This is a genomic window from Sulfitobacter sp. L-8 (assembly GCF_056859255.1).
On the sequence record NZ_JBSXOD010000053.1, the window covers coordinates 425623 to 448886 of the forward strand.

Genomic DNA, 23264 nt, shown 5'->3' on the forward strand with positions numbered 1-23264 from the left:
ACATTCCTTTCGTCACCGCCCGCCGAGGCGGTCCAGATCGCCGGGGGTCGATTTGCGCACACCCATCAAGGTATGGGTCACAAAAACGACCACAGGATAGAATAAAGCCGTCACGCCAAGCTCGATCAAGCTGAGCGTCCATTGGGGCGGGGGTACCATAAGCAAGGTTAACACGATCCGGTTTGCCAGCATAATGACAACCAGCCATGCCGACGCGGCAAGCCATTCCGCGCCGAATGTACTGTCGCGCAATGTGCGTCCGCGCAGTTTAAGGTTCTCGCATGCGATCAGCGCCAGCAGCGCCCACAACCCGGGCGGGCGTTGTAATAAAAAGTCGTTCAGCAAGAACGCTGTGGCGAGTAACAGGGCGGGTACATAGTCGGGTTTGCGCACCGACCACGCAAAGGCAAATGCGATCAGTAGATCCGGCGCGACCCAAAACCGGTCGCTACCTTGGTCAAGCAAGGACCTGAGCCGCGCCTCGGCCGGATCAATGCTGACCAAGGGGGGGGTCAGTTCGGGTGCCAGAAACGCGACGGGTTGGGTTTCGATCGGCAAGAGATGGAAAAACAACAATACCACCGTCAAAACCAGGAAAGCCGCACGCATCGTCCAAAGGCGCAGAGGCGAGAGTTCATCCATCATTCGCTTACCGGTGCAGACGCCAAAGGTATGATGGGTGCTGTCCCTTCCTCGAGGATCACAGAGGCATCTTGGCTTACCTGTTCAGAGCCGTGATGGCGAAGGACTCGCAGAAACTCAAGACGTTCAAAATCAGCGGCAAGCCGCACCCGCAAACGGCCACCGGGATCTGCGGCAATCTGACCGATCAGGACACCGGCTGGAAATACGCCGCCGTCGCCGGAACTGATGACCCGGTCGCCCGGTCGCACCAGATCAGGGTTCTCCAGAAAATCGACCGGGGGCGCGGCTGAATTGTCACCGGCGATGATCGCGCGTTGGCCAGATGGTTGTATCACCGCCGGGATACGGCTTGACGTGTCAGTCACCAAAATGACGCGCGCCGTGTTTTTGCCGACCCCCGAAATGCGACCCACAAGGCCGATGCCATCAACGGTTGCCCAACCGTCCACGATCCCGTCACGCGCACCGACGTTCAACAAGACAGACTGCCGAAATGGCGAACCGGAGTCGGCAAGAACGACGCCGGTGATATAGGTCAATCTCGGGTCCAGCCGCACCTTGTTCAAATCCAGCAGACGGGCGTTTTCCTGCTCTAGCTGCAACGCCGCTTCTTTCCAGGTCTGCATCTTGCGCAGCTCTGACCGCAGTTCCTGATTTTGCACTGTAAGCCGTTGATAGCTTTGGAAATCACGAAACAGATTAACCGTACCAGTTACCGGGGCCATCGCCCATTCCATGTTGGGCACAATTCGATCGGTGATCTGAGCGCGAAAGCGTTCAACGCGCGGGCTGTCGATGCGCCACAGCAGGAAGACCCCCAAAAGGATCAACGAGATCACAGCCAACAGCAAGCGTCGCATCGGGCGCCTAAAATCGTTCGATGAGGATCGGTCGATGGGCATGCGCTACTTGTTTCCTACCTAGAGGGCAGGGCCGTCCTGCCGCGTCTCGGGCCGCTTTAACTGTGCCTAAATTAGCTATCGTAGTCTATGGCGTGGCGCAGTTGTTTTTCGTATTCAAGCGCTTTGCCGGTGCCCAACGCGACACAGTTCAACGGTTCGTCCGCCACTGAAATGGCCAGACCGGTCTGTTCGCGCAGGGCAAGATCCAGATCGCCCAGTAACGCGCCGCCGCCCGTCAACATTACGCCACGGTCAACGATATCCGCAGCCAGATCGGGCGGCGTGGTCTCAAGCGCTGTCATGACGGCTTCGCAGATTTGCTGCACGGGTTCGGCCAAGGCTTCGGCGATTTGCGCTTGGGTCACTTCGATTTCTTTCGGCACGCCGTTCAATAGGTCACGGCCCCGGATCTGCATTGATGTTCCGCGCCCGTCATCGGGCATCCGCGCCGTTCCGATCGACGTCTTGATGCGTTCGGCGGTGGTTTCCCCGACCAGCAGGTTTTGCTGGCGGCGCAGATAGCTGATAATCGCCTCGTCCATACGGTCGCCACCCACGCGCACCGAACGGGCATAGACGATGTCACCCAGTGACAAAACCGCGACTTCGGTCGTGCCGCCACCGATATCCACCACCATGTTACCGGTGGGATCGGTAATCGGCATGCCAGCCCCGATTGCCGCCGCGATGGGCTCGGCGATCAAACCCGCACGCCGCGCACCCGCAGAAAGCACCGATTGACGAATCGCACGCTTTTCAACCGGAGTGGCACCATGCGGTACGCAAACGATTATCTTGGGCTTTGAAAAGGTCGAGCGTTTGTGCACTTTGCGGATGAAATGCTTGATCATTTCTTCCGCGGTGTCAAAGTCGGCAATCACCCCTTCGCGCATCGGGCGAATTGCCTCGATTGAACCGGGGGTCCGGCCCAGCATCAACTTGGCGTCTTCCCCTACGGCCAGCACTTTTTTGACCCCGTCTTTGACATGATAGGCCACAACCGATGGTTCCGACAGAACGATACCTTTGCCCTTGACGTAAACCAGCGTGTTGGCGGTGCCGAGGTCGATCGCCATATCTGACGAAAACATACCACGGAATTGATCAAAAATGGACATGAGCGGCGGGACCTTGCAAAAATTCGTTCTGGCCCATCGACTCTGACCGGGTGCGGGCTCTGCGGCTTATAAGCCGACGAGGCCCAAGACGAAAGGGGGGTTGACTAAAGGGGTGGCATGATGCCGCCGCCACGCTATGCTTTCCCCAGCAAAAGTGGAAGCGGGACGAGACAAATGCGGAAAATTCAGGTTATCGGCGTTCATCATATCACGCTTATGGGGGCGGATAGACAGACCAGCATCGACTTCTGGGAAGGTTTGTTGGGGATGCCGTTTATATTTGACCAGCCTAACCTGGACGATCCCGACGAAGGGCATCTTTACTTCGACCCCGGCGACGGGCGGTTGATCACAGTCTTTACCAACGAGAATCGCAAGCCGGTGCATAACCGTACCCCCACCGACGCCGGTTGCGTACACCATCTGGCCTTTGAAGTGGACCGCGCAATGTTCGATCAGGTTCTCGAACGCCTGAAAGATCGCGGCATTGGCAATTCGGGCGTCAAGGATCGCGGTTTCATGCACTCTATCTATTTCAAAGACCCGTTGGGCTTTCTGATAGAGCTGGCTTGCTACGCCTTCATCCCTCCGCGCGGATCATCCCATGCCGAGGTGATGATCGAGGCGCACAAGCTGCGCGTTGCGCGGGGCGATCATCACATTGAACGACAGCATTTAGCGGATGCGACGATCATGATCGTGGAACGGTCGCAACAATCGCTCTCGACCGACAGAACCCCGCGCGACCCATATTGATACAGGTTGCAAACCGCCGATGGTGAATCCGGCACCGCCAAAGCGCCGCAGTCGCTGTTCGGCGTGGTCCGCTACCGCGCGAATACAGCGGTGCGCATGGGCGGTACAATCCAAGAAAGATACAAAATGACACAGATCATGGACGTCGCGCGAAAGGCATTCAGCCCGTTTGGAAGGGTCAAAGTCGTTGACATCGGAGCGAACCCCATAGGCGGCGATGCGCCTTATCAAGCGCTGATAGATAATGATATGTGTTCCTTGTACGGGTTTGAACCGCAACTGGAAGCCTACGAAAAGCTGCTGGATCTTGATCACCCCAACGCGACTTACGTGAACGCCGCTGTCGGTGATGGCAAGTCGCACAAGCTGCACATCTACCGGCAAGACGGGCTGTCGTCGTTCTTTCCGCTGCGGCAGGCAAATATCGACACTCTCAATTTTAGCGGCCACGAGCTGGTGCGTACGGTCGAGATACCTACCGTACGTCTGGATGACATCAAGGAAATCGACAGGATCGATTTTCTCAAGATCGACACCCAAGGGGCGGAGCTGATGATCTTGAACAACGGCGACACCAAGATGAAAGCTGCACTGGCGGTGCAGATAGAAATGCGCTTTCTCCAGCTTTATGATGGCGAACCAGGTCTGGGCAAGCTGCTGGATTGGCTAAGCGTCCGCGACTTTGAGTTTCACAACCTGTTGGTACTGACACGGTTCATGCTGCGAGGCACGCGCCGTCCCGGTTTCAATCGTCGGATGAAGCATCAAGTGGGCGATGGGGACGGATTGTTTGTGCGCAACCTAACGGCGTTCGACAAACTGACCCCCGAGGAAATTGGCCGGTTAGGGGCTTTGGCGTGCGGATTGGGTCAGTCGAACCTAGGGTTTTACTGCCTCTTACACTTGATAAAGGCGGGGCAGGTAGACCCCGCCCTGGAGGCTGACATGGTCGCCGCGATCTTGGCATAGGGCGATGCGCAAGTTGCTGCACCCGCCCTATGCCGATCATCCGGACCTAGGCGTTAACCGACGTCCTTATAGCTGATCTCGCGCTTGTCGGTGCCGCCTTTTTCACGGCGCACCAACAGGCGGTTCAACGCGTGGATATACGCCCGAACCGAAGCGACTACAGTGTCAGTGTCCGCCGATTGCCCGGTTACGATACGCCCGTCTTCTTCCAGCCGCACCGACACGGTGGCTTGCGCATCCGTGCCTTCGGTTACCGCGTGCACCTGATAAAGCTGCAACCGCGCAGTGTGGTCGACCAGCGCCTTGATGCAATTGAACGACGCGTCGACGGGGCCGTCACCGGTTTGCGCAGTGGATTCTTCCGCGCCATCAATGGTCAGGGACATATCCGCCCTTTGCGGCCCTTCGGTGCCGCAGACCACGGTCATTGATTTCAGGACGATACGGTCGCTTTCCGGGTCGGTCGCCATACGCATCAAAGCAACAAGGTCATCATCATAGATTTCCTTTTTGCGATCAGCCAGTTCCTTGAACCGGACAAAGACATCCTTGAGCTGGTTGTCGCCCAATTCATAGCCGAGGTTTTCAAGCTTGGACCGCAATGCGGCCCGCCCCGAATGCTTGCCCATCACGATATTGGTTTCGGTCAGGCCTACATCTTCGGGGCGCATGATCTCGAACGTTTCCGCATTCTTCAGCATCCCGTCCTGATGGATACCACTTTCATGGGCAAAGGCGTTCTTGCCGACGATTGCTTTGTTGAACTGCACCGCAAAGCCCGAAACAGCCGCGACGCGGCGCGAGATATTCATCAGCTTGGTGCTGTCGACCTTGGTCTGGAACGGCATGATGTCATTGCGCACTTTCAGCGCCATCACGACCTCTTCCAGCGCGGTATTGCCGGCGCGTTCGCCCAAGCCGTTGATCGTACATTCGATTTGGCGCGCACCCGCTTCGACGGCGGCAAGGCTGTTGGCCGTCGCCATGCCCAGGTCGTTGTGGCAATGCGTGGCAAAGACGATTTCATCCGCGCCGGGCACGTTTTCAAGCAGCTTGCGGATCAGATCGGCGCTTTCGCGGGGTGCGGTATAGCCGACGGTATCGGGGATGTTGATCGTGGTCGCCCCTGCCTTGATCGCGATTTCGACAACGCGGTAAAGATAGTCAAGCTCGGTCCGGGTGGCGTCCATCGGCGACCATTGCACGTTGTCGCACAGGTTGCGCGCATGGGTCACCGTTTCGTGGATACGCTCGGCCATTTCGTCCATCGTCAGGTTCGGAATGGCGCGGTGCAGCGGCGAGGTGCCGATAAACGTATGTATGCGGGGCTGGGGTGCATGTTTCACCGCGTCCCAACACCGGTCAATATCGCCGGTTTGCGCACGCGCCAAACCGCAGATTACCGAATTTTTCGACAACCGAGCAATTTCGCTCACTGCGGCAAAGTCACCTTCCGAAGCAATGGGGAAGCCGGCTTCGATAATATCTACACCCATTTCGTCCAGCAGTCCGGCGATTTCGATCTTTTCCGCATGGGTCATGGTCGCACCCGGAGACTGTTCGCCATCGCGCAACGTCGTGTCAAAGATCAAGACGCGGTCTTGTTTTGTCGTATCTGTCATTTTTTAGTTCTTTCGTTCTGCTGCAAATCCGTGGTGCGCGATACATCCCTCTGAGCGGGCGCACCGGATGGCACGCTCAGAGGCGGATTAGGAGCAGTAGGTTGGCACGCAAGGACGACGCGCAGCCGCGCGGCAGGGTCGAAATATGATCGGCGTGTGTCATGGTGCCAAGTTATACCTCGCCAAATACAAATGGGAAGGCTTTTTTGCGCGTGAAACTTCGGGCGTCATACGACCGTCATGTTGGCAATGCCAACCGTTGCCCGCTGGCACGGATACACCCACGCAAACTGGGCGCATAGGGCGGAATCACAGGCCCGCCGGGTGCTTGCAGCGGTTTTTTATTCCGAAACCGCCGAGGGCGGCTCGCTGGCCTGCTCGCTGGGCTGCGGTGGCTGTACGGCGTCGGCTTGCTGCTGCAAAGCACCGTTCACCCATTCGCCCGTGACCGCTTCGCCAGAGCCATAGCGCATCGTGCCGGTGCCGTGGCGTTTGCCGGATTGGAACATGCCTTCATAGACATCGCTGTTGGAATAGGTCGCAATGCCTTTGCCTTCAATCTCACCCTTGCTCCACTGACCTTCATAGACAAAGCCGTCGGCCATGGTGATCTTGCCGGTACCGTCACGCAGCCCGTCCTTGAAGTCGCCGCTATACACAGTGCCATCTGGATAGGTCGCGGTACCGGTACCGTCGCGCTGCCCGTCTTTCCATGTCCCCTTGTACTGATACCCGTCGGCATAGGTCATCACGCCCTCGCCATCGTTCCGGGCATTTTTGAAGCTGCCCTCATAGACAACCCCGTTGGGATAGGTCGCACGACCGTCGCCTTCGATGATTCCGTCAACCCACTGCCCGTCATAGGTAGAACCGTCAGGATAGGTGATCTTGCCCATGCCATTGGCAAGGTCATTGCGAAAAGTACCTTTGTACACAGACCCGTCGGGATAGGTGACCTGACCCTCGCCTTCGATCTGCCCTGCCACCCATGACCCGGAATAAATATATCCGTCCGTGCCTGTAAACGTGCCCTGACCGTCGCGGCGGTCGTCCTTGAACGCGCCCTCATAGGTGTCGCCGTTGGCGTATGTCACCTTGCCGCTACCATGGCGCTGTCCCGCAACGAGATCGCCTTCGTAGGTGTCCCCATTGGGTTGGGTCAATGTACCGGTACCGTCGATCTGCCCGTCTTTCCACATCCCCACATAGGTCAGCCCGTCCGGCATCGTCAAAGTGCCTGTGCCGCTGCGCGTGCCGTCGACAATGTCGCCATCGTATACGGCACCGTCCGGATAGGTGATCGTACCGACGCCCTGTTTCACGCCATCCACCCAATCGCCCTTGTATTCATAGCCTCCCGGGGACTGCATGACGCCTTTCCCGTGATGCTTGGCATTGCGAAAACTGCCCTCGTAACGGACGCCGTTCGCATAAAGCGCGATACCTTGCCCCATGATCGCACCGGCTTGCCATTCGCCTTCGTAGGTACCGCCGTCGGCAAAAGTGATCTTGCCCAGCCCGTCCGGTTTACCCTTTGAAAAATTGCCCTCATAGACCGATCCGTTGGGGAAGTGAGCGACACCTTCGCCCTTTATTTCTCCCTCGAACCATTCGCCGCTGTATTTGTATCCATTCGGTAACGTGTAGGTCCCCGTCCCGTGCTGGACGCCTTCCTTGAACGTGCCTTCGTATACGCCGCCATCATCGTATTGCTTGCTAAGGACATCGCCGTCTTGCGCGCGTGCAGAGAGCGGAAGGATGGCGAGGCACAGGATCAAGTAACGCAGTGATGTTTTGGTCATGATACAGCTTTCGAACAGGAGTGCGCCCATCAGGACAAGGGCACAGATGTTGACGATAGCCTAAGCAATGGTCATCTGCGGGGCAATCGACTTTTACACACGTCGGCGGGGCTTGGTCTTTCACTTGGCGTATGATCTGCTACATCACTGGCGAACATCATCGAAGGATCGCCATATGACATCGCGTTTTCGCATTACGCTAGGCCAGATGAACCCAACCGTGGGGGATCTGTCAGGCAACGCCAAACTTGCCCGGGACGCATGGGCGCAAGGCAAGCAGGCCGGTGCGGACCTCGTAGCACTGCCCGAGATGTTTATCACTGGCTACAATGCCCAGGACCTGGTGATGAAACCTGCGTTTCAGCTGGACGTCATGAACCATATCCAAGCGCTGGCTGCTGATTGTGCCGACGGCCCCGCCCTGGCGATTGGGACCTTGTGGGTCGAGGGTGCCAAGCTTTTCAATGCGTATCTGGTTTTGAAGGACGGCAAGATTGTTCACCACGTGTTCAAGCACAATCTTCCCAACGAAACCGTATTTGACGAAGTGCGTCTTTTTGAAAGCGGTGAGCTTGCAGGGCCGTATTCGGTCAACGGCTTGCGCATCGGCAGCCCGATTTGCGAAGATGCGTGGCACCCGGATGTGGCCGAAACCCTGGCCGAAACAGGGGCTGAATTTTTGTTGGTACCGAACGGATCTCCGTATTACCGCGGCAAATTCGAGACCCGGTTGAACCATATGGTTGCCCGCGTGGTCGAAACGGAACTGCCGTTGATCTATCTCAATATGGTCGGTGGGCAGGACGACCAGGTATTCGACGGTGCCAGCTTTGCGCTGAACCCCGGTGGCAAGCTTGCGTTCCAGATGCCGGCGTTTGATGCCCAGGTCGCGCATGTCGACCTTGAACAAACAGCCGAGGGATGGCGCATAATCGAGGGCGAAAAGGCGCATTTGCCGCCGGAATACGAGCAAGACTACCGCGTGATGGTGCATGGCCTTCGCGACTACATGGGGAAAACCGGGTTCAAGAAGGTGCTCTTGGGCCTATCGGGAGGGGTCGATTCGGCGATCGTGGCAACAATCGCGGTGGATGCACTTGGTGCGGATAACGTGCGCTGTGTGATGCTGCCATCAGAATATACGTCCCAAGCGTCGTTGGACGATGCCGAGACCGTCGCCAAGGCACTGGGGTGTCAATACGACTATGTTCCGATTTCCAAAGGGCGCGCGGCGATTACCGAAACGCTCGCGCCGCTGTTTGAGGGTACCAAGCCTGACCTGACCGAAGAGAACATCCAGTCACGATTGCGCGGTCTGCTGCTCATGGCGATGAGCAACAAGTTCGGTGAGATGCTGCTGACTACTGGCAATAAGTCCGAAGTCGCGGTCGGTTATGCCACAATTTATGGTGACATGTCGGGCGGATATAACCCGATTAAGGACCTCTATAAGACACGCGTGTTCGAGACCTGTCGTTGGCGCAATGACAACCACCGTGACTGGATGATGGGTCCGGCGGGCGAAGTCATTACACCGCGTATCATCGACAAGCCTCCGACAGCCGAGCTGCGCGACGACCAGCAAGACAGTGATAGCCTGCCGGACTATCCCGATCTCGACGCGATGCTAGAGATACTTGTGGATCAAAACGGATCGATCGCGGATTGTGTGGCTGCGGGCTTTGATCGTGACGTCGCCAAAAAGGTCGAACACCTGATTTATATCAGCGAATACAAGCGCGCCCAATCCGCGCCTGGCCCGCGTCTGACCAAGGGCGCGTTCTGGCTGGATCGTCGCTATCCTATTGTAAACCGCTGGCGCGATCCAAGTTGATCGCCCTGCGTTTGCTGGACATTTACTAGACATCGGGGCCGCGCTGTGACAAGCCAGCGCCCAATCAGGAGAACCCAATGACCATCACCCGCTTCGCCCCGTCCCCGACCGGCTATATCCACGTAGGCAACCTGCGCACGGCGCTGATGAACTATCTGATCGCCCGCAAGAACGGCGGAGAGTTCATCCTGCGGATCGACGACACCGATCCGGTGCGCAGCAAGGAAGAATACGTCGACGGTCTGAAAGAAGACCTGACATGGCTCGGCCTGCATTGGGACCGCGTTGAGCGCCAGTCCGAACGATTGGACAAATACCACGCCGCCGCGGACGAGCTGCGCAAGATCGGGCGATTCTATGAAGCCTGGGAAACCCCGACCGAGCTGGACCTCAAGCGCAAGAAACAGCTGAATATGGGCAAGCCGCCGGTCTATGACCGCGCCGCGCTGAACCTGTCGGACGCCGAAAAAGCCAAGCTGCGCGACGAACGCGGCCCCGGTGTGTGGCGTTTCAAGCTGGAACAGGAACGGATTGAATGGAAAGACGGGATCCTGGGCGATATCTCGATCGATGCGGCGTCGGTGTCCGACCCTGTGTTGATCCGCGGCGACGGGCAGATTCTGTATACTCTGGCGTCTGTGGTCGATGACACGGAAATGGGCGTGACCAATGTTGTGCGCGGGTCCGACCATGTGACCAACACGGCGACGCAAATCCAGATCATGCAAGCGCTTGGCGGCACCGTTCCGACCTTTGCGCACCACTCGCTGTTGACCGGCCCGCAAGGTGAAGCGCTGTCGAAACGTCTGGGCGTGCTGGCGTTGCGCGATCTGCGCGAACGCGGTGTGCATCCTTTTGCGCTGTTGTCGATCATGGCGCGGCTCGGTTCCTCTGACCCGGTCGAACTGCGTACCGATATGGCGCAGTTGATCGACGGGTTCGACATCGAACGGTTCGGTTCTGCCCCGACCAAATTCGACGTTGAGGATCTGTTCCCGATGACCGGCCGTTATCTGCAAACGCTGACCCTGGAAGATGTGGCCGAAGACATTGCGGCGCTTGGTGTGCCCGACGACAAGGCTGCGTTGTTCTGGCAGGTCACCCGCGAGAACATCACCACAATGCTGGATTTGAAAGGCTGGTGGCAGATGTTCAGCGAAGGGGCAGAGCCGATGATCGCGGATGAAGACGCCGAATTTGTCGCCCAGGCCATGGCGCTTCTGCCCGACGGAGAGTTCGATGAAACGACATGGTCCACATGGACCACTGCCGTCAAAGAAGCGACGGGACGCAAGGGCAAGGGTCTGTTCATGCCGCTTCGCCTGGCTTTGACCGGGCAGGCCCGCGGGCCCGAGATGGCTGCGGTGATGCCGTTGTTGCAAGTCGTCAAGGCGCGTCAATAACGCGTCTGTCGGCCCCGGCTGATATTGCGGGAGCCTTCGGCGAGAGTTTATTCGGCAAAATGAAACCGGCCAAAAGGATGGCGCGCGTTCATACTGACCGGGGGCCGCGTTATACTATGTGTGCCTTGACCCGATCGAGATGCTGATCGACAAGGGCTGTTTCCTGCGGCGTGAGTATCTGATGACGCGGGTATCGCGGTGAAGCGCGGTCGTTGAGGATCGGTGTTTCCCAGCCTTCGGTCGTGTCGAAGAACCGGCCGACACCGTCGAGCCCGTATTCGCGCAGAAACCCCTGCACCACAACATCGACGTAGCTGAGCAGAATGGTGTCGTCGCCCTGCTTGCGGTGGCTTTCCGGGGGGATCGAATAATGCGCCATTTCGGGCGCGGGGATGATGTCGTGCACAACAGCAGTACCCGATCCGATCCGGTTGTAGCCGGTTTCACGGGCATCCAATGCCTGCCAGTCCGCGCCCGGTACCGCCGCGATCAATCCGTCGATGGTGGTTGTCGCGTGGGGTCTGACACTTAGAAAAACCTGGCCCAGCCGTTCAGTGCGCACCCAGTGGCGCCGCCAACCTTGCAGTTGCGCCGGCCTCCCGTCGGGGTAGGCGTGGGTATTTCGGTTTACGAGGCTGCCATAGCCGAAGAAATAGGGTGTCATGGGAGCGTTCTGGCGCAGCGAGAGCCAGATGTCCACATTTGGTATGCGGATCCACGATCGCTGTGTCACCTGTCCGTCGGGTGCAATAGTTTGCAGGGACAATGTCGACTTCACTTGACGATGCGCGGTAATCCGGCATAGCAATTGGCCACCATCACGGGAGAACCGGCGCAAGCCGGTGCCGAAGGAGCAACCGCCCCGGAAACTCTCAGGCGCAAGGACCGTGACGGCAACTAAACACTCTGGAGAGTGGTGCGTCATGCACCCGCCGAAGGGATAACGATCTCAGGCGAAAGGACAGAGGGGGCATTTGATGGACCGCATCCTGTGGTCTGCTAGGTGCCAGTTTGGTCTATGGCCTTCTGGGAGTGAGAGAGAGCCACGCGACCATGAGCGATTTGCAACAGACACCGCTATACGATCTTCATCTGGAATTGGGGGGCAAGATGGTGCCCTTTGCGGGCTATTCCATGCCTGTGCAGTATCCGATGGGCGTGATGAAAGAGCACCTGCACACCCGCGCCGCGGCGGGCGTCTTTGATGTCAGCCACATGGGGCAGGTGATGGTGACCGGCCCGTCCTGGGATGTCGTGGCGCTGGCGTTCGAGACATTGGTGCCGATGAATGTGCTGGGGCTGGAAGACGGGCGGCAGCGCTATGGGTTCTTCACCAATGACGCCGGCGGGATCGAGGATGACCTGATGTTCGCGCGCCGTGGCGATGACCTGTTCGTCGTGGTGAATGCCGCCTGCAAGGACGCCGATATCGCACGCATGAAGGCGGCGTTGGAGCCCGAGATCACCGTGACTTCGATCACCGACCGCGCGCTGGTGGCTGTGCAGGGCCCTGCGGCGGGGGCGGCTGTGGCGTCGCTTGATGCCGCTGCGGACGGAATGCGATTCATGGATTTCGGCACGTTGACGCTGGACGGGGTAGAGGTCTGGGCGTCGCGGTCGGGCTATACCGGCGAGGATGGGTTCGAGATTTCGGTGCCGGAGGCCCACGCCGAAGCGCTGGTCCGCCGGTTGCTGGAGATCGAGGGTGTGGAACCCATCGGTCTGGGCGCACGGGATTCGCTGCGGCTTGAGGCGGGCTTGTGTCTTTATGGCAATGACATCGACGCGGGCACCAATCCGGTAGAGGCCAGCCTGACCTGGGCAATCCAGAAAGCGCGCCGCGCCGGTGGTGAACGCGCGGGCGGCTACCCCGGTGCCGATGCCGTTCAAGCGGCGTTTGACGATGGTGTCGGCCGCAAGCGTGTCGGTCTGGCCCCCGAAGGCCGTGCGCCGATGCGCGACGGCACACCGCTGTTTGACGCGGCGACAGGGGGCACGCAGGTGGGCGAGGTCACCTCGGGCAGTTTCGGGCCGACGGTAGGCGGGCCTGTCGCAATGGGCTATGTCAAGGAGGCGCAGGCGGGTATTGATACGATGCTGTGGGGCGAAGTGCGTGGCAAGCGTTTGCCGGTGACCGTTGCCAAGCTGCCCTTTGTTGCGGCGAATTTTAAAAGATAATCTAGCGAAGGATGAAAGAATGAAGTTTACCGAAGAGCACGAATGGCTGCGGGTTGAAGGCGACGAGATCGTCGTTGGCATCACCATTCACGCCGCCGAACAGCTCGGCGACGTGGTGTTTGTCGAACTGCCCGACGAAGGCACGACCGTCAGCAAGGACGACGAGGTCGTCGTGATCGAATCCGTCAAGGCCGCGTCTGATATTCTGGCACCGATCGATGGCGAGATCATCGAGGTGAACGCGGCCTTGTCGGATAACCCGGGGATGGTGAATGATGATCCACAGGGCGATGCATGGTTCTTCAAGATGAAGGCGTCCGATCCTAGCCAGATGGATGAATTCATGGATGAAGCGGCCTACCAGAAGTTTATCGGGTAACGCATGCAGCCCCGTCGGAGCCTCCGGCGGGGATTTATATACCATTTGGAAGAGGGGCCTTGCGCCATGGTTTTCAAACCGACCGAATATTTGCCGTATGATTTCGCCAACCGCAGGCACATTGGGCCATCTCGGGCGGAAATGTCGGATATGTTGAAAACTGTTGGTGCGCAAAGCCTCGCCGCGCTGATAGACGATACGATGCCTGCGCAGATCCGGCAGAAAGAGCCTCTGGATTTCGGCAAGCCCATGTCGGAACGCGAAGTGCTGGAGCATATGCGTGTTGTTGCCGGTAAGAACAAGGTCCTGACCTCGTTGATTGGCCAGGGGTATCACGGGACGGTGACGCCGCCCGCGATCCAGCGCAATATTTTCGAGAACCCCGCATGGTACACGGCCTATACGCCCTATCAGCCCGAGATCAGTCAGGGGCGTCTTGAGGCGTTGTTGAATTTCCAGACAATGATCAGTGATCTGACCGGGCTCGACGTCGCCAACGCGTCGCTGCTGGACGAGGCTACCGCCTGTGCCGAAGCCATGACCATGGCGATGCGCAGCGCGAAGTCGAAGAAGAAGGCCTTTTTCGTCGACCGTGATTGCCATCCACAGAATATCGCGGTTATTCAGACGCGCGCTGCCCCGCTTGGGATCGAGGTGATCATTGGTGATCCTGACAAGATGGATGCCACTGCGGTTTTCGGGGCACTGTTCCAGTATCCGGGCACCTATGGACATGTGCGAGATTTTACGTCGCATATCGAGGGCCTGCATGACGCCGGGGCCCTCGGTATCGTTTCAGCCGACCCGATGGCGCTGACCCTGCTGAAAGAACCCGGAGCCATGGGAGCCGATATCGCCATCGGCTCAACCCAGCGGTTCGGTGTGCCCGAGGGTTGCGGTGGCCCGCACGCGGCATATATGGCCTGTAAGGATGCATATAAGCGTGCGATGCCGGGGCGGATTGTCGGCGTGTCGATTGATGCGCACGGCAACCGCGCCTACCGTCTGTCCCTGCAGACCCGCGAGCAGCATATCCGGCGCGAGAAGGCGACCTCGAACGTCTGTACGGCGCAGGCTTTGCTGGCGGTGATGGCGTCGATGTATGCGGTGTTCCACGGGCCCGAAGGCCTTAAGGCGATTGCCCAGCGTATTCACCGCAAGACCGTGCGTTTGGCCAAGGGGTTGGAGAGTGCCGGGTTCAAGGTCGATCCGAAAGTCTATTTCGACACGGTCACTGTCGACGTTGGCCCCTTGCAGGCGGCTGTGATGAAATCGGCGGTGGATGAGGGGATCAACCTGCGCCGTGTCGGCGAAACCCGGGTGGGCATCAGCCTTGACGAGCGGACGCGACCGGAAACCATCGAAGCGGTTTGGCGGGCATTTGGCCTGCGGCAGGCTGATGACGATTTCACACCCGAATACCGTGTGCCGAACGAGATGCTGCGCAGCTCTACCTATCTCACCCACCCGATCTTCCATATGAACCGCGCCGAGACCGAGATGATGCGCTATATGCGTCGTCTGGCCGACCGTGATCTGGCACTGGACCGTGCGATGATTCCGCTGGGGTCGTGCACGATGAAGCTGAATTCGGCTGCGGAAATGATGCCGGTCAGCTGGCGGGAATTTTCGATGATCCACCCGTTTGTACCTGACGATCAAGCACTTGGCTATAAGCACATGATTGACGACCTGTCGGCCAAGCTCTGTGACATCACGGGGTATGATGCGATCTCGATGCAGCCGAATTCGGGCGCGCAAGGGGAATATGCAGGTCTGCTGGCGATTGCGTCCTATCACCGTGCCAACGGGCAGGAGCATCGCAACATCTGCCTGATCCCCATGTCGGCCCATGGTACCAACCCCGCCAGCGCCAATATGGTCGGCTGGAAGGTTGTTGTGATCAAGACGGCGGCCAATGGTGATATCGATCTGGATGACTTCCGCGCCAAGGCGGAGAAGCACAGCGAGAACCTTGCGGGTTGCATGATCACCTATCCATCCACCCACGGCGTGTTCGAGGAAACCGTGACCGAGGTGACCAAGATCACCCATGACCACGGTGGGCAGGTCTATATCGACGGGGCCAATATGAACGCGATGGTCGGACTGGCGCGTCCGGGCGATGTGGGCGGTGATGTCAGCCACCTGAACCTGCACAAAACCTTCTGCATTCCCCATGGGGGCGGTGGCCCCGGCATGGGCCCGATTGGGGTGAAATCACACCTCATCCCGCATGTGCCCGGTCACCCCAACGGCGGTGAGGGTGCCGTATCGGCGGCACCCTACGGGTCGCCATCGTTGCTGCCGATCTCGTGGTCCTATTGTCTGATGATGGGCGGTGACGGGCTGACGCAGGCGACGCGGGTGGCGATCCTGAACGCCAACTACATTGCCAAGCGGCTCGAAGGGGCGTTCGAGGTGCTGTACAAGGGGCCGACGGGACGTGTCGCCCATGAATGCATCTTTGACGTGCGCCCGTTCGAGGATAGCGCAGGCGTGACGGTCGATGACATCGCGAAACGTCTGATCGACGCGGGCTTCCATGCGCCGACGATGAGCTTCCCTGTCGCGGGCACGCTGATGGTCGAGCCGACCGAGTCGGAAACCAAGGCCGAGCTGGACCGCTTTTGCGATGCGATGCTGGCAATCCGCGAGGAAATTCGCGCGATTGAAAACGGCGATATGCCGCGCGAGAACAACGCGCTCAAGAACGCGCCACACACGGTCGAGGATCTGGTTGGCGAGTGGGATCGCCCCTACACGCGCGAGCAGGGCTGCTTCCCCCCCGGTGCGTTCCGCGTCGACAAATACTGGCCTCCGGTCAACCGTGTCGACAACGTGCATGGCGACCGCAATCTGATCTGCACCTGCCCACCGATGGAAGACTATGCCGAAGCGGCAGAGTAGCTTTTGTTTCAAGTGACTGGCGATTGGGCGCGGAGGGATCCTTTGCGCCCGATTTGCGTTTTGCAGCCGCGGTTGGTTCGTCAGTCGTCGGCGAGGAAAGCAAACACCTTGCGCAAGTTGTTCCATGTGGTTTTATCGGGGGCCACCAGCAAGTGCCCGCGGCGCAAGGTCGCATCATATGGCCCGCCCGACAGCATTTCGACATGTGCGCCCGCTTGGGCACAAATCAACGCCCCCGCTGCATGATCCCATGGCTGCAACGTTCCGCTAAGCATAAAATCGGCATGACCTTGTGCCAAGGTGCGGTACTCATGGGCAGAGCAGCGCAGGGAATTGACCTTGCCAAAGCCTGGCAAGGTGGCGGCGATCCTGGGCCGCAAGGCGGTGGGGAAGTTGCCGAGCGGTACATAGCCCGTCAGATCCGCGAGCGGCTTGCCGATGCTGACGCCAAGGGGACGGGAGATGCCGGAAGAACGCTCAAAGCGTGGTGGTGCAAAATCATCGCCGATCACCCAATCGTCGTTTACAGGGTCATAGATCACGCCAAAAGCAGGTTTTCCAAAGCGGGTCACGGCAAGGATCATGCCGAATGTGGACAAGCCATGGGCAAAGTTCGATGTGCCGTCAATCGGATCAAGAATAAATGCAAGCGGTGCGCTGACGATTTTGTCCAGCAGGGGCGGGTTCTGCCCCACTGCCTCTTCGCCCACGATCAAGGCCGACGGAAAGGCACGGGTCAGCGCACGGGTTATCATGGCTTCGGCGGCAAGATCGGCTGCGGTGACGAGGTCAAACGGGCCGGTCTTGGTGTGAACCTCTAAATCGGAAAGGTTTCTAAACCTTGGCAGCACTTCGGCTTTGGCGGCACGGCGTAGGATGTTGACAACCTGAGCTTGCTGCGCCTTGTTCAATACGGGCGGCAAAGGTGCCGGTAGATTTTCCGTCATTCTCATTTCCCTCGGTTGTGGTTCAAATTCGGCTTATTCCCGGGCCCGCAACACCCCGGCAGGGCGTACGTTCAGCGCATTTAAGGCAAACCCAAGCGAGGCCAGGACAGACGCGGTTGCGCCGCCCAGAACAATAAGCAGTGCAGACGGCCAGACCACCTCGAAACGGGTTTCCATGACAAAGCGGCTGACCGCCCAACCGCCAAGAATACCCGCCAGCAACGCGACCGCCCCGGCAAACAGCCCCAGCAAGCCCGCCCGCAATAGAAAACTGGTGGCAATTGACCGGCGCGAAGCCCCAAGGGTTTTCAGCAGGGCCGCCTCGTATCGCCGGGCATCCGCGCCAGCGGCAGCCGCACCGATCAACACCAAGAAGCCGGTCAACAACGTCGCCGCCGCACCGTATGAAGTGGCCGCGGCCAGACCGCTCAACACGGCAGCCACACGATCTATCGCGTCACGTACACGGATCGCGGTTATATTCGGGTAAGCCGACGCGATATCGCGCAATATTGCTGCTTCCGCCTCGGGTTTGGCATAGACTGTTGATATATAGGTATGCGGTGCCCCTTGCAGGGCCGCGGGATTCATCGTCAGGATAAACCCGATACCCGCCGTGGAAAAGTCCACCTCTTGGAAGCTGGCGATGGTCCCCGTGATGTCTCGGCCCAATACATTGATGGTCAGAGTGTCGCCCAGCTTCAACCCGATCTCTTCGGCTTCCTCGGCGGCAAAGCTGATCAACGGGGGGCCGTCATAATCAGCTGGCCACCATTTGCCTGCGGTAATGACCGTGTCGCTGTCAGGGGTGGCGGCATAGGTAACTCCTCTGTCGCCGCGCACGACCCAGTGGTCGCCTGCGACGTCCTTGGCAGGCTTGTCATTGATCTTGGTCACGACCCCGCGCAGCATCGGGGCGCTGTCGACACGGCTGACAGCAGGGTCATCAGTCAGGCGCTTGGTATAACCGTCGATCTGGTCTTTCTGGATGTCGACAAAGAAGTACGACGGTGCCACTGCCGGAAGGTTGCCTGAAATCGCGCGACGCAGGTTGCCGTCGATCTGCCCGACGGCGGCAAGCACCGACAGGCCCAGACCCAGGCTGAGCACGACGGCCCCAGATGCCTCACTGTTTCCGCCGATTGCGGTAATCGCCCACCGCAGTCGCGGACGACCGCGCGCGAATGTTGTAGCGCGTTGCGCAAGAAACCGCAGCAAGGCCGCAGCCAACGTGAGTATCAACAGCGCACCGGCAATCCCGCCCAGGGTCCAGGCTGTCAAACGCCAACTTCCGTTAAACCATCCGGCCAGCGCGACCAGCACCGCGACGCTTAGACCGGTCACCAAGACATAGCGAGGCGCGGGAAACCTTGCCGCACCATCCCACGCATCCCGAAATAGGGTCGCGGCCCGGATGTTTTCGCTGCGTGCCAGCGGCCAAAGCGTGAACGAAAAGGCTGTAAGCAGCCCGTAGATCGCTGCTTCGGCCAGCGGAGCGGGATAGATGGCAAACGCCGCCGGGATAGGGAGCCGCGCCGATATCAATGGTGCCACTGCAAGCGGCGCTATGGCACCCAGTATCACGCCAAGGGCCACGCCAAGCAGCGACAAAATCCCGATCTGGATGAAATAGGTCTGAAACACCGTGGCCCGGTCGGCCCCCAGTGCCCGCAGCACCGCGATCACCTCGGTCTTGCCGTTCAGATACGATCGTACCGCAGCCGAGACCCCCACACCTCCGATGGCCAGACCAGACAGCCCGATCAATACCAGAAACGCGCTTAGCCGATCGACGAAACGCGACACACCGGGGGCCCCGTTGCGGGAATCTGTCCAGCGCATGCCGCTATTTTGAAACCGTGCGACAGCGGCAGACTTGATCTGATCCAGGTCGGTACCGGGGGGCAGAAGCAAACGGTATTTTGAGTGAAACAACGTGCCGGCCGACAAAAGACCGGCCCCGTCAAGCGCGTCTGTCCGCAACAAGGTGCGCGGCCCCAGGGCAAACCCGCTGCCGGCGCTGTCGGGCTCGCGCATTATTTGGGCGGTAAGGCGAAAGGTCTTGGTCCCAAGCTTAAACGTGTCCCCCGGAGACAGGCCCAGCCGATCAGACAGGGCGCGTTCCATGACGGCACCCGCGACGCCATCCTGGGTGGCCAGCGCTTGGCTCAGCGGAATCTGCGGGGACAATACCATAGCGCCCACCAGCGGATAGAGATCGTCCACGCCTTTGATCTGGGTCAAGGCGCGATCAGCCTGCATGCCTTCCCCCACGACCGCCATTGATCGGAATTCGACCACTTCGGAAAGGCGTACGGCTTGGCCGTTCATCCAGTCACGTTCGTCAGCATTTGCAAACCGATAGGTAAATTCAAGCTCGGCCGAACCCCCCAGAAGCGCGGCACCTTCGCGTTGAAGGCCGCCATCGATCGCAGATCGCACAGACCCGACGGCTGCAATTGCGGCCACTCCTAGCGCAAGACACGCCAGAAACAGCCGGAAGCCGCGCAGGCCTCCACGCATTTCCCGACGGGCGAAGCGGCTCGCCAGACGCAGGCTCATACAATGCGCCCGTCAGTCAGGGTGATAACGCGATCGCAGCGCGCCGCCAGATCGTCGGCATGGGTGACCAGCACCAGCGTGGCCCCGTGCTTTTGACGCAGATCAAACAGCATATCCATGATCGCGGCACCGTTGACGCTATCCAGGTTCCCGGTCGGTTCATCGGCCAGCAATATGGCCGGTCGCGGTGCCGAGGCACGCGCCAAGGCAACCCTTTGCTGTTCGCCGCCCGACATTTGCGCCGGGTAATGATGCAGACGGTGGCCCAGACCGACCGCGTGCAGTTCGGCTTCCGCACGCTCGAACGCGTCTTCGGCACCGTCAAGCTCCAACGGTGTCGCGACGTTTTCAAGCGCGGTCATGGTCGGGATCAAATGGAAAGACTGAAACACAATGCCCATCCGCCCCCGGCGAAACTTGGCAAGGCTATCCTCGCTCATGGTGGTCAGGTCCTGGCCCAGGGCGCGTACCGAACCACCGGTGGCCTGCTCCAGCCCGCCCATAACCATCAAAAGGGAGGACTTGCCCGATCCCGATGGTCCGGTGAAGGCGACAGTCTCGCCTTGCGCAATTTCCAGAGTGATCCCATGTAAGATATCGACCTTTCCAGTATTGCTATCAAGTTTCAACGATGCATCTTTGATCTGGAAAACCTGGTCGGTCATATGGTTGCCTTTTGGTATATGGTCCCTGTTGGATATGGAGGTTTCACGATGATGCACAAGGTGGTGACGGCAGTTGTTCTGTTTTTATCGGGGCCGGTCATGGCAGAACCTTTGGTTATTGCCGCATTGGGCGACAGTCTGACGCAGGGATATGGGCTTCCAGAGGAGGACGGATTGGTTCCTCAGCTACAAAGCTGGCTTGATCAGAACGGCGCTGACGTGCGGTTGATCAACGCGGGGGTTTCAGGCGATACCACTGCGGGTGGTCTGTCAAGGGTGGCATGGACCCTCACCCCCGAAGTCGACGGTGTGATCGTCACCTTGGGCGGAAATGATCTGTTGCGCGGCATCGACCCCGCAGTCACCAGAACGAATATCGCTGGTATACTTGACGCGGCAAAACAGGCCGATGTCGAAGTGCTGCTGGTAGGGATGACGGCACCGGGCAACTACGGTCCCGAATACAAGGCGTCGTTCGACGCGATCTATCCCGAGTTGGCGGCACAATACGACGCGACATTTCTTAACAGCTTCTTTGACGGGCTGGCAGATGAGAATGGCGTGCAAGACCCCGCAAAGGCGCAGGCCTTTTTCCAGGCTGATGGCATCCACCCCAACAAAAAGGGCGTGGCCAAGGTCGTCGCCGAGATCGGGCCAAAGGTGTTAGAGCTGATTGCCCGCATCAAGGTGTCCGGCTAACCACTTGCACAAAAAACGGGCACCGCGGTGCCCGTTTCTAATTCGTCATATTGAGCTTGATCAAGCCAGCGCGATATTGCTTGCGCTTTCCCGGCCGTCACGACCTGCTTCAATATCGAAGGTCACTTTCTGGTTGTCTGCCAGCCCCGTCAGGCCTGCACGCTCTACCGCTGAAATGTGAACAAAAATGTCCTTACCGCCGCCATCAGGCGCAATAAAGCCGTATCCTTTGGTGGTGTTAAACCATTTTACGGTGCCAGTCGCCATGCCCCGTGTCTCCTGTAGTTGGCCTGCCCACATTATGCGGCAGCGTGGCTCGGTCAGAACTTGATCGCACCATTGCCGAAGGGCGGAGAGGCCGAAAGTCTTACGCGTCGCACAATAAACATTGTCACCAAATCGTACGAAATCAAGAGTTTTTGATGTAAATTGTACAACCGGCGGGCAATTGCGCATGGATTTCGCAGCACTGAAATAATTTTACCAGTTGATAAAAAAATAAATCCGTGGGAGCGTTGGATAACAGTTGGTTGCAGCAGGGGTCAGATCAATGTCGCAAAAAGTCTTTGAGCCAGGTATCACGGCGGGCAGGCTGGACGCCGATGCCTACGCTGCCCAGTTTTCCGACCTTCACCCTCCGTTGGATGCGCACGAAGCGCTGGTTGCGGCGGATCGTTGCTATTTCTGCCATGACGCGCCTTGTATCACGGCCTGCCCGACTGACATTGATATACCGCTGTTTATTCGTCAGATCGCGACCGGTACGCCGGATGCTGCGGCAAAGACCATTCTAAGTCAGAACATCCTTGGGGGCATGTGTGCCCGGGTGTGTCCGACCGAACAACTGTGCGAACAGGCCTGCGTCCGCGAGATCGCCGAGGGCAAGCCCGTCAAGATCGGCGAGCTTCAGCGCTATGCCACGGACCATCTTCAACAACAGGGCAAACACCCGTTTGTCCGCGCTGACCCGACGGGGAAGCGTGTGGCGGTGGTTGGAGCAGGTCCTGCCGGATTGTCCTGCGCGCACCGTTTGGCGATGCTAGGGCATGAGGTCGTGGTGCATGATGCACGGCCCAAACCCGGCGGGCTGAACGAATACGGTATTGCCACCTACAAGACACCGAATGGTTTTGCCCAGGCAGAGGTTGATTGGCTGCTGCAAATCGGCGGCATCACAATGAAAACGGGGTCTTCGCTGGGGGCTGACATCACTTTGGATGCCCTACGCAGGGATTATGATGCGGTGTTTCTTGCCATTGGTCTGGGCGGTGTGAATGCCTTGGGTGCCGAAGGCGAAGACAAGGGCGGAGTGAAAGATGCCGTCGATTTCATCTCGGACCTGCGGCAAGCTGACGATATGGGTGCGGTTCCGATTGGCCGCGATGTCGTTGTTATCGGCGGCGGTATGACCGCGATTGATGCGGCAGTTCAGGCAAAGTTGCTGGGCGCACTGAACGTCACACTGGTTTATCGGCGTGGACGTGACCGCATGAACGCGAGCGTATTCGAACAGGACCTTGCCGCGTCCAAGGGTGTGCGGATTGTGACCCACGCCGAACCCGTCGCGGTGATTGGCAATGGGGCGGTGCGCGAGATAGAATTTGAATATGTCGATGATAATCTGGTCGGCTCGGGACAAATGCTTCGCTTGGCGGCGGATCAGGTTTTCAAGGCGATTGGCCAGACCTTGCAAGGCGATGCACTGCCTGAGCTAGAAGGTCGAAAGATACGGGTCGATGGCACCGGTCGCACCAGCGTCCAGAGTGTCTGGGCCGGTGGTGATTGCGCCAGCGGTGGGGATGACCTGACCGTGACCGCCGTCGCCGAGGGGCGCGATGCAGCTTTGGACATTCACATGGTTTTGATGGGGTAA

Annotated in this window: 19 protein-coding genes and 1 riboswitch; of the genes, 9 read left to right on the plus strand and 10 right to left on the minus strand. The window is 58.9% G+C overall.

All coding sequences use genetic code 11. The features are described from left to right. Positions 1–12: 12 nt before the first annotated feature. The 3 genes from AC13DE_RS15375 to AC13DE_RS15385 all read right to left on the minus strand — a co-directional run bounded on the left by AC13DE_RS15375 (position 13) and on the right by AC13DE_RS15385 (position 2665). Complete coding sequence (locus AC13DE_RS15375) at positions 13–645, minus strand: rod shape-determining protein MreD (protein ID WP_446296822.1); 633 nt, start codon at positions 643–645, stop codon at positions 13–15. Continuing rightward, positions 642–1547 carry a rod shape-determining protein MreC gene (gene mreC / locus AC13DE_RS15380; protein ID WP_446296821.1) on the minus strand — a complete coding sequence of 302 codons (906 nt, stop codon included), beginning with the start codon at positions 1545–1547 and terminating at the stop codon, positions 642–644. The genes AC13DE_RS15375 and mreC overlap by 4 nt, the downstream gene beginning before the upstream one ends. A 71-nt stretch (positions 1548–1618) precedes the next feature. Beyond that, positions 1619–2665, minus strand: a complete 1047-nt coding sequence (locus AC13DE_RS15385) for a rod shape-determining protein (RefSeq protein ID WP_446296820.1) — start codon at positions 2663–2665, stop codon at positions 1619–1621. Positions 2666–2839: 174 nt separating this feature from the next. On the opposite strand from AC13DE_RS15385, the gene AC13DE_RS15390 reads away from it, so the two are divergent. Together AC13DE_RS15390 and AC13DE_RS15395 are read left to right on the plus strand one after the other, a co-directional pair. Beyond that, positions 2840–3421: a VOC family protein gene (locus AC13DE_RS15390; RefSeq protein ID WP_446296819.1), complete on the plus strand. Its 582-nt coding sequence runs from the start codon at positions 2840–2842 to the stop codon at positions 3419–3421. A gap of 126 nt (positions 3422–3547) precedes the next feature. Further along, positions 3548–4390, plus strand: coding sequence for an FkbM family methyltransferase (locus tag AC13DE_RS15395; RefSeq protein ID WP_446296818.1), 843 nt, complete (start codon positions 3548–3550; stop codon positions 4388–4390). Between the two features lie 53 nt (positions 4391–4443). Here the strand turns inward: AC13DE_RS15395 and AC13DE_RS15400 are convergent, their stop codons facing one another. Both AC13DE_RS15400 and AC13DE_RS15405 read right to left on the minus strand, forming a co-directional pair. After that, positions 4444–6012 carry a 2-isopropylmalate synthase gene (locus AC13DE_RS15400; RefSeq protein WP_483048333.1) on the minus strand — a complete coding sequence of 523 codons (1569 nt, stop codon included), beginning with the start codon at positions 6010–6012 and terminating at the stop codon, positions 4444–4446. A 341-nt stretch (positions 6013–6353) separates the two neighbouring features. Next, the gene (locus AC13DE_RS15405; RefSeq protein ID WP_446296816.1) at positions 6354–7814 is read right to left on the minus strand and encodes an MORN repeat-containing protein; all 1461 of its coding nucleotides are present in this window, start codon (positions 7812–7814) and stop codon (positions 6354–6356) included. A gap of 175 nt (positions 7815–7989) precedes the next feature. Here AC13DE_RS15405 and AC13DE_RS15410 point away from each other — a divergent pair, with 175 nt between their 5' ends. Both AC13DE_RS15410 and gltX read left to right on the plus strand, forming a co-directional pair. Further along, a complete protein-coding gene (locus AC13DE_RS15410; protein WP_483048334.1) occupies positions 7990–9648 on the plus strand; it encodes an NAD+ synthase in 1659 nt (552 codons plus the stop codon). A gap of 77 nt (positions 9649–9725) precedes the next feature. Beyond that, on the plus strand, positions 9726–11051 hold the full coding sequence (gene gltX, locus AC13DE_RS15415) for a glutamate--tRNA ligase (RefSeq protein WP_446296814.1): 1326 nt from the start codon (positions 9726–9728) through the stop codon (positions 11049–11051). 109 nt (positions 11052–11160) lie between these two features. Here gltX and AC13DE_RS15420 read toward each other — a convergent pair whose 3' ends face one another. After that, entirely contained in the window at positions 11161–11715 is a 555-nt protein-coding gene (locus tag AC13DE_RS15420) for a gamma-glutamylcyclotransferase family protein (protein ID WP_483048335.1), read from the minus strand. Between the two features lie 147 nt (positions 11716–11862). Next, a riboswitch (glycine riboswitch) is annotated at positions 11863–11949 on the plus strand. Positions 11950–12104: 155 nt separating this feature from the next. On the opposite strand from AC13DE_RS15420, the gene gcvT reads away from it, so the two are divergent. The 3 genes from gcvT to gcvP all read left to right on the plus strand — a co-directional run bounded on the left by gcvT (position 12105) and on the right by gcvP (position 16518). After that, positions 12105–13229: a glycine cleavage system aminomethyltransferase GcvT gene (gcvT, locus tag AC13DE_RS15425; protein WP_483048336.1), complete on the plus strand. Its 1125-nt coding sequence runs from the start codon at positions 12105–12107 to the stop codon at positions 13227–13229. Positions 13230–13248: 19 nt separating this feature from the next. Next, positions 13249–13608, plus strand: a complete 360-nt coding sequence (gcvH, locus tag AC13DE_RS15430) for a glycine cleavage system protein GcvH (RefSeq protein ID WP_446296812.1) — start codon at positions 13249–13251, stop codon at positions 13606–13608. Between the two features lie 66 nt (positions 13609–13674). After that, the gene (gene gcvP / locus AC13DE_RS15435) at positions 13675–16518 is read left to right on the plus strand and encodes an aminomethyl-transferring glycine dehydrogenase (RefSeq protein ID WP_483048337.1); all 2844 of its coding nucleotides are present in this window, start codon (positions 13675–13677) and stop codon (positions 16516–16518) included. Positions 16519–16598: 80 nt separating this feature from the next. On the opposite strand, the gene AC13DE_RS15440 is transcribed toward gcvP, so the two are convergent. From AC13DE_RS15440 to AC13DE_RS15450, 3 genes are read right to left on the minus strand one after another with little or no spacing between them, the layout of a single operon-like run. After that, on the minus strand, positions 16599–17465 hold the full coding sequence (locus tag AC13DE_RS15440) for an inositol monophosphatase family protein (RefSeq protein WP_483048338.1): 867 nt from the start codon (positions 17463–17465) through the stop codon (positions 16599–16601). A 33-nt stretch (positions 17466–17498) separates the two neighbouring features. After that, positions 17499–20027 (minus strand): ABC transporter permease, encoded by a 2529-nt coding sequence (locus AC13DE_RS15445; protein ID WP_483048339.1) that lies wholly within the window; start codon positions 20025–20027, stop codon positions 17499–17501. Beyond that, positions 20024–20692: an ABC transporter ATP-binding protein gene (locus tag AC13DE_RS15450; protein ID WP_446296808.1), complete on the minus strand. Its 669-nt coding sequence runs from the start codon at positions 20690–20692 to the stop codon at positions 20024–20026. The genes AC13DE_RS15445 and AC13DE_RS15450 overlap by 4 nt, the downstream gene beginning before the upstream one ends. A gap of 48 nt (positions 20693–20740) precedes the next feature. On the opposite strand from AC13DE_RS15450, the gene AC13DE_RS15455 reads away from it, so the two are divergent. Then, positions 20741–21391, plus strand: coding sequence for an arylesterase (locus tag AC13DE_RS15455; protein WP_446314374.1), 651 nt, complete (start codon positions 20741–20743; stop codon positions 21389–21391). 60 nt (positions 21392–21451) lie between these two features. Here the strand turns inward: AC13DE_RS15455 and AC13DE_RS15460 are convergent, their stop codons facing one another. Next, positions 21452–21658, minus strand: a complete 207-nt coding sequence (locus tag AC13DE_RS15460; RefSeq protein WP_446314375.1) for a cold-shock protein — start codon at positions 21656–21658, stop codon at positions 21452–21454. Positions 21659–21941: 283 nt separating this feature from the next. On the opposite strand from AC13DE_RS15460, the gene AC13DE_RS15465 reads away from it, so the two are divergent. Beyond that, on the plus strand, positions 21942–23264 hold the full coding sequence (locus AC13DE_RS15465; protein WP_483048340.1) for an NAD(P)-dependent oxidoreductase: 1323 nt from the start codon (positions 21942–21944) through the stop codon (positions 23262–23264).

What these genes read in the sequence shown, in the direction of transcription:
- gcvT (WP_483048336.1), top strand. Translation starts at nt 12,105, where the DNA reads ATGAGCGATTTGCAACAGACACCGCTATACGATCTTCATCTGGAATTG.
- gcvP (WP_483048337.1), top strand. Translation starts at nt 13,675, where the DNA reads ATGGTTTTCAAACCGACCGAATATTTGCCGTATGATTTCGCCAACCGC.
- AC13DE_RS15460 (WP_446314375.1), bottom strand. Translation starts at nt 21,658, where the DNA reads ATGGCGACTGGCACCGTAAAATGGTTTAACACCACCAAAGGATACGGC.
- AC13DE_RS15400 (WP_483048333.1), bottom strand. Translation starts at nt 6,012, where the DNA reads ATGACAGATACGACAAAACAAGACCGCGTCTTGATCTTTGACACGACG.
- AC13DE_RS15455 (WP_446314374.1), top strand. Translation starts at nt 20,741, where the DNA reads ATGATGCACAAGGTGGTGACGGCAGTTGTTCTGTTTTTATCGGGGCCG.
- AC13DE_RS15410 (WP_483048334.1), top strand. Translation starts at nt 7,990, where the DNA reads ATGACATCGCGTTTTCGCATTACGCTAGGCCAGATGAACCCAACCGTG.
- AC13DE_RS15375 (WP_446296822.1), bottom strand. Translation starts at nt 645, where the DNA reads ATGATGGATGAACTCTCGCCTCTGCGCCTTTGGACGATGCGTGCGGCT.
- gltX (WP_446296814.1), top strand. Translation starts at nt 9,726, where the DNA reads ATGACCATCACCCGCTTCGCCCCGTCCCCGACCGGCTATATCCACGTA.
- AC13DE_RS15390 (WP_446296819.1), top strand. Translation starts at nt 2,840, where the DNA reads ATGCGGAAAATTCAGGTTATCGGCGTTCATCATATCACGCTTATGGGG.
- AC13DE_RS15385 (WP_446296820.1), bottom strand. Translation starts at nt 2,665, where the DNA reads ATGTCCATTTTTGATCAATTCCGTGGTATGTTTTCGTCAGATATGGCG.
- AC13DE_RS15420 (WP_483048335.1), bottom strand. Translation starts at nt 11,715, where the DNA reads ATGACACCCTATTTCTTCGGCTATGGCAGCCTCGTAAACCGAAATACC.
- AC13DE_RS15405 (WP_446296816.1), bottom strand. Translation starts at nt 7,814, where the DNA reads ATGACCAAAACATCACTGCGTTACTTGATCCTGTGCCTCGCCATCCTT.
- AC13DE_RS15440 (WP_483048338.1), bottom strand. Translation starts at nt 17,465, where the DNA reads ATGACGGAAAATCTACCGGCACCTTTGCCGCCCGTATTGAACAAGGCG.
- AC13DE_RS15445 (WP_483048339.1), bottom strand. Translation starts at nt 20,027, where the DNA reads ATGAGCCTGCGTCTGGCGAGCCGCTTCGCCCGTCGGGAAATGCGTGGA.
- AC13DE_RS15395 (WP_446296818.1), top strand. Translation starts at nt 3,548, where the DNA reads ATGACACAGATCATGGACGTCGCGCGAAAGGCATTCAGCCCGTTTGGA.
- AC13DE_RS15450 (WP_446296808.1), bottom strand. Translation starts at nt 20,692, where the DNA reads ATGACCGACCAGGTTTTCCAGATCAAAGATGCATCGTTGAAACTTGAT.
- gcvH (WP_446296812.1), top strand. Translation starts at nt 13,249, where the DNA reads ATGAAGTTTACCGAAGAGCACGAATGGCTGCGGGTTGAAGGCGACGAG.
- AC13DE_RS15465 (WP_483048340.1), top strand. Translation starts at nt 21,942, where the DNA reads ATGTCGCAAAAAGTCTTTGAGCCAGGTATCACGGCGGGCAGGCTGGAC.
- mreC (WP_446296821.1), bottom strand. Translation starts at nt 1,547, where the DNA reads ATGCCCATCGACCGATCCTCATCGAACGATTTTAGGCGCCCGATGCGA.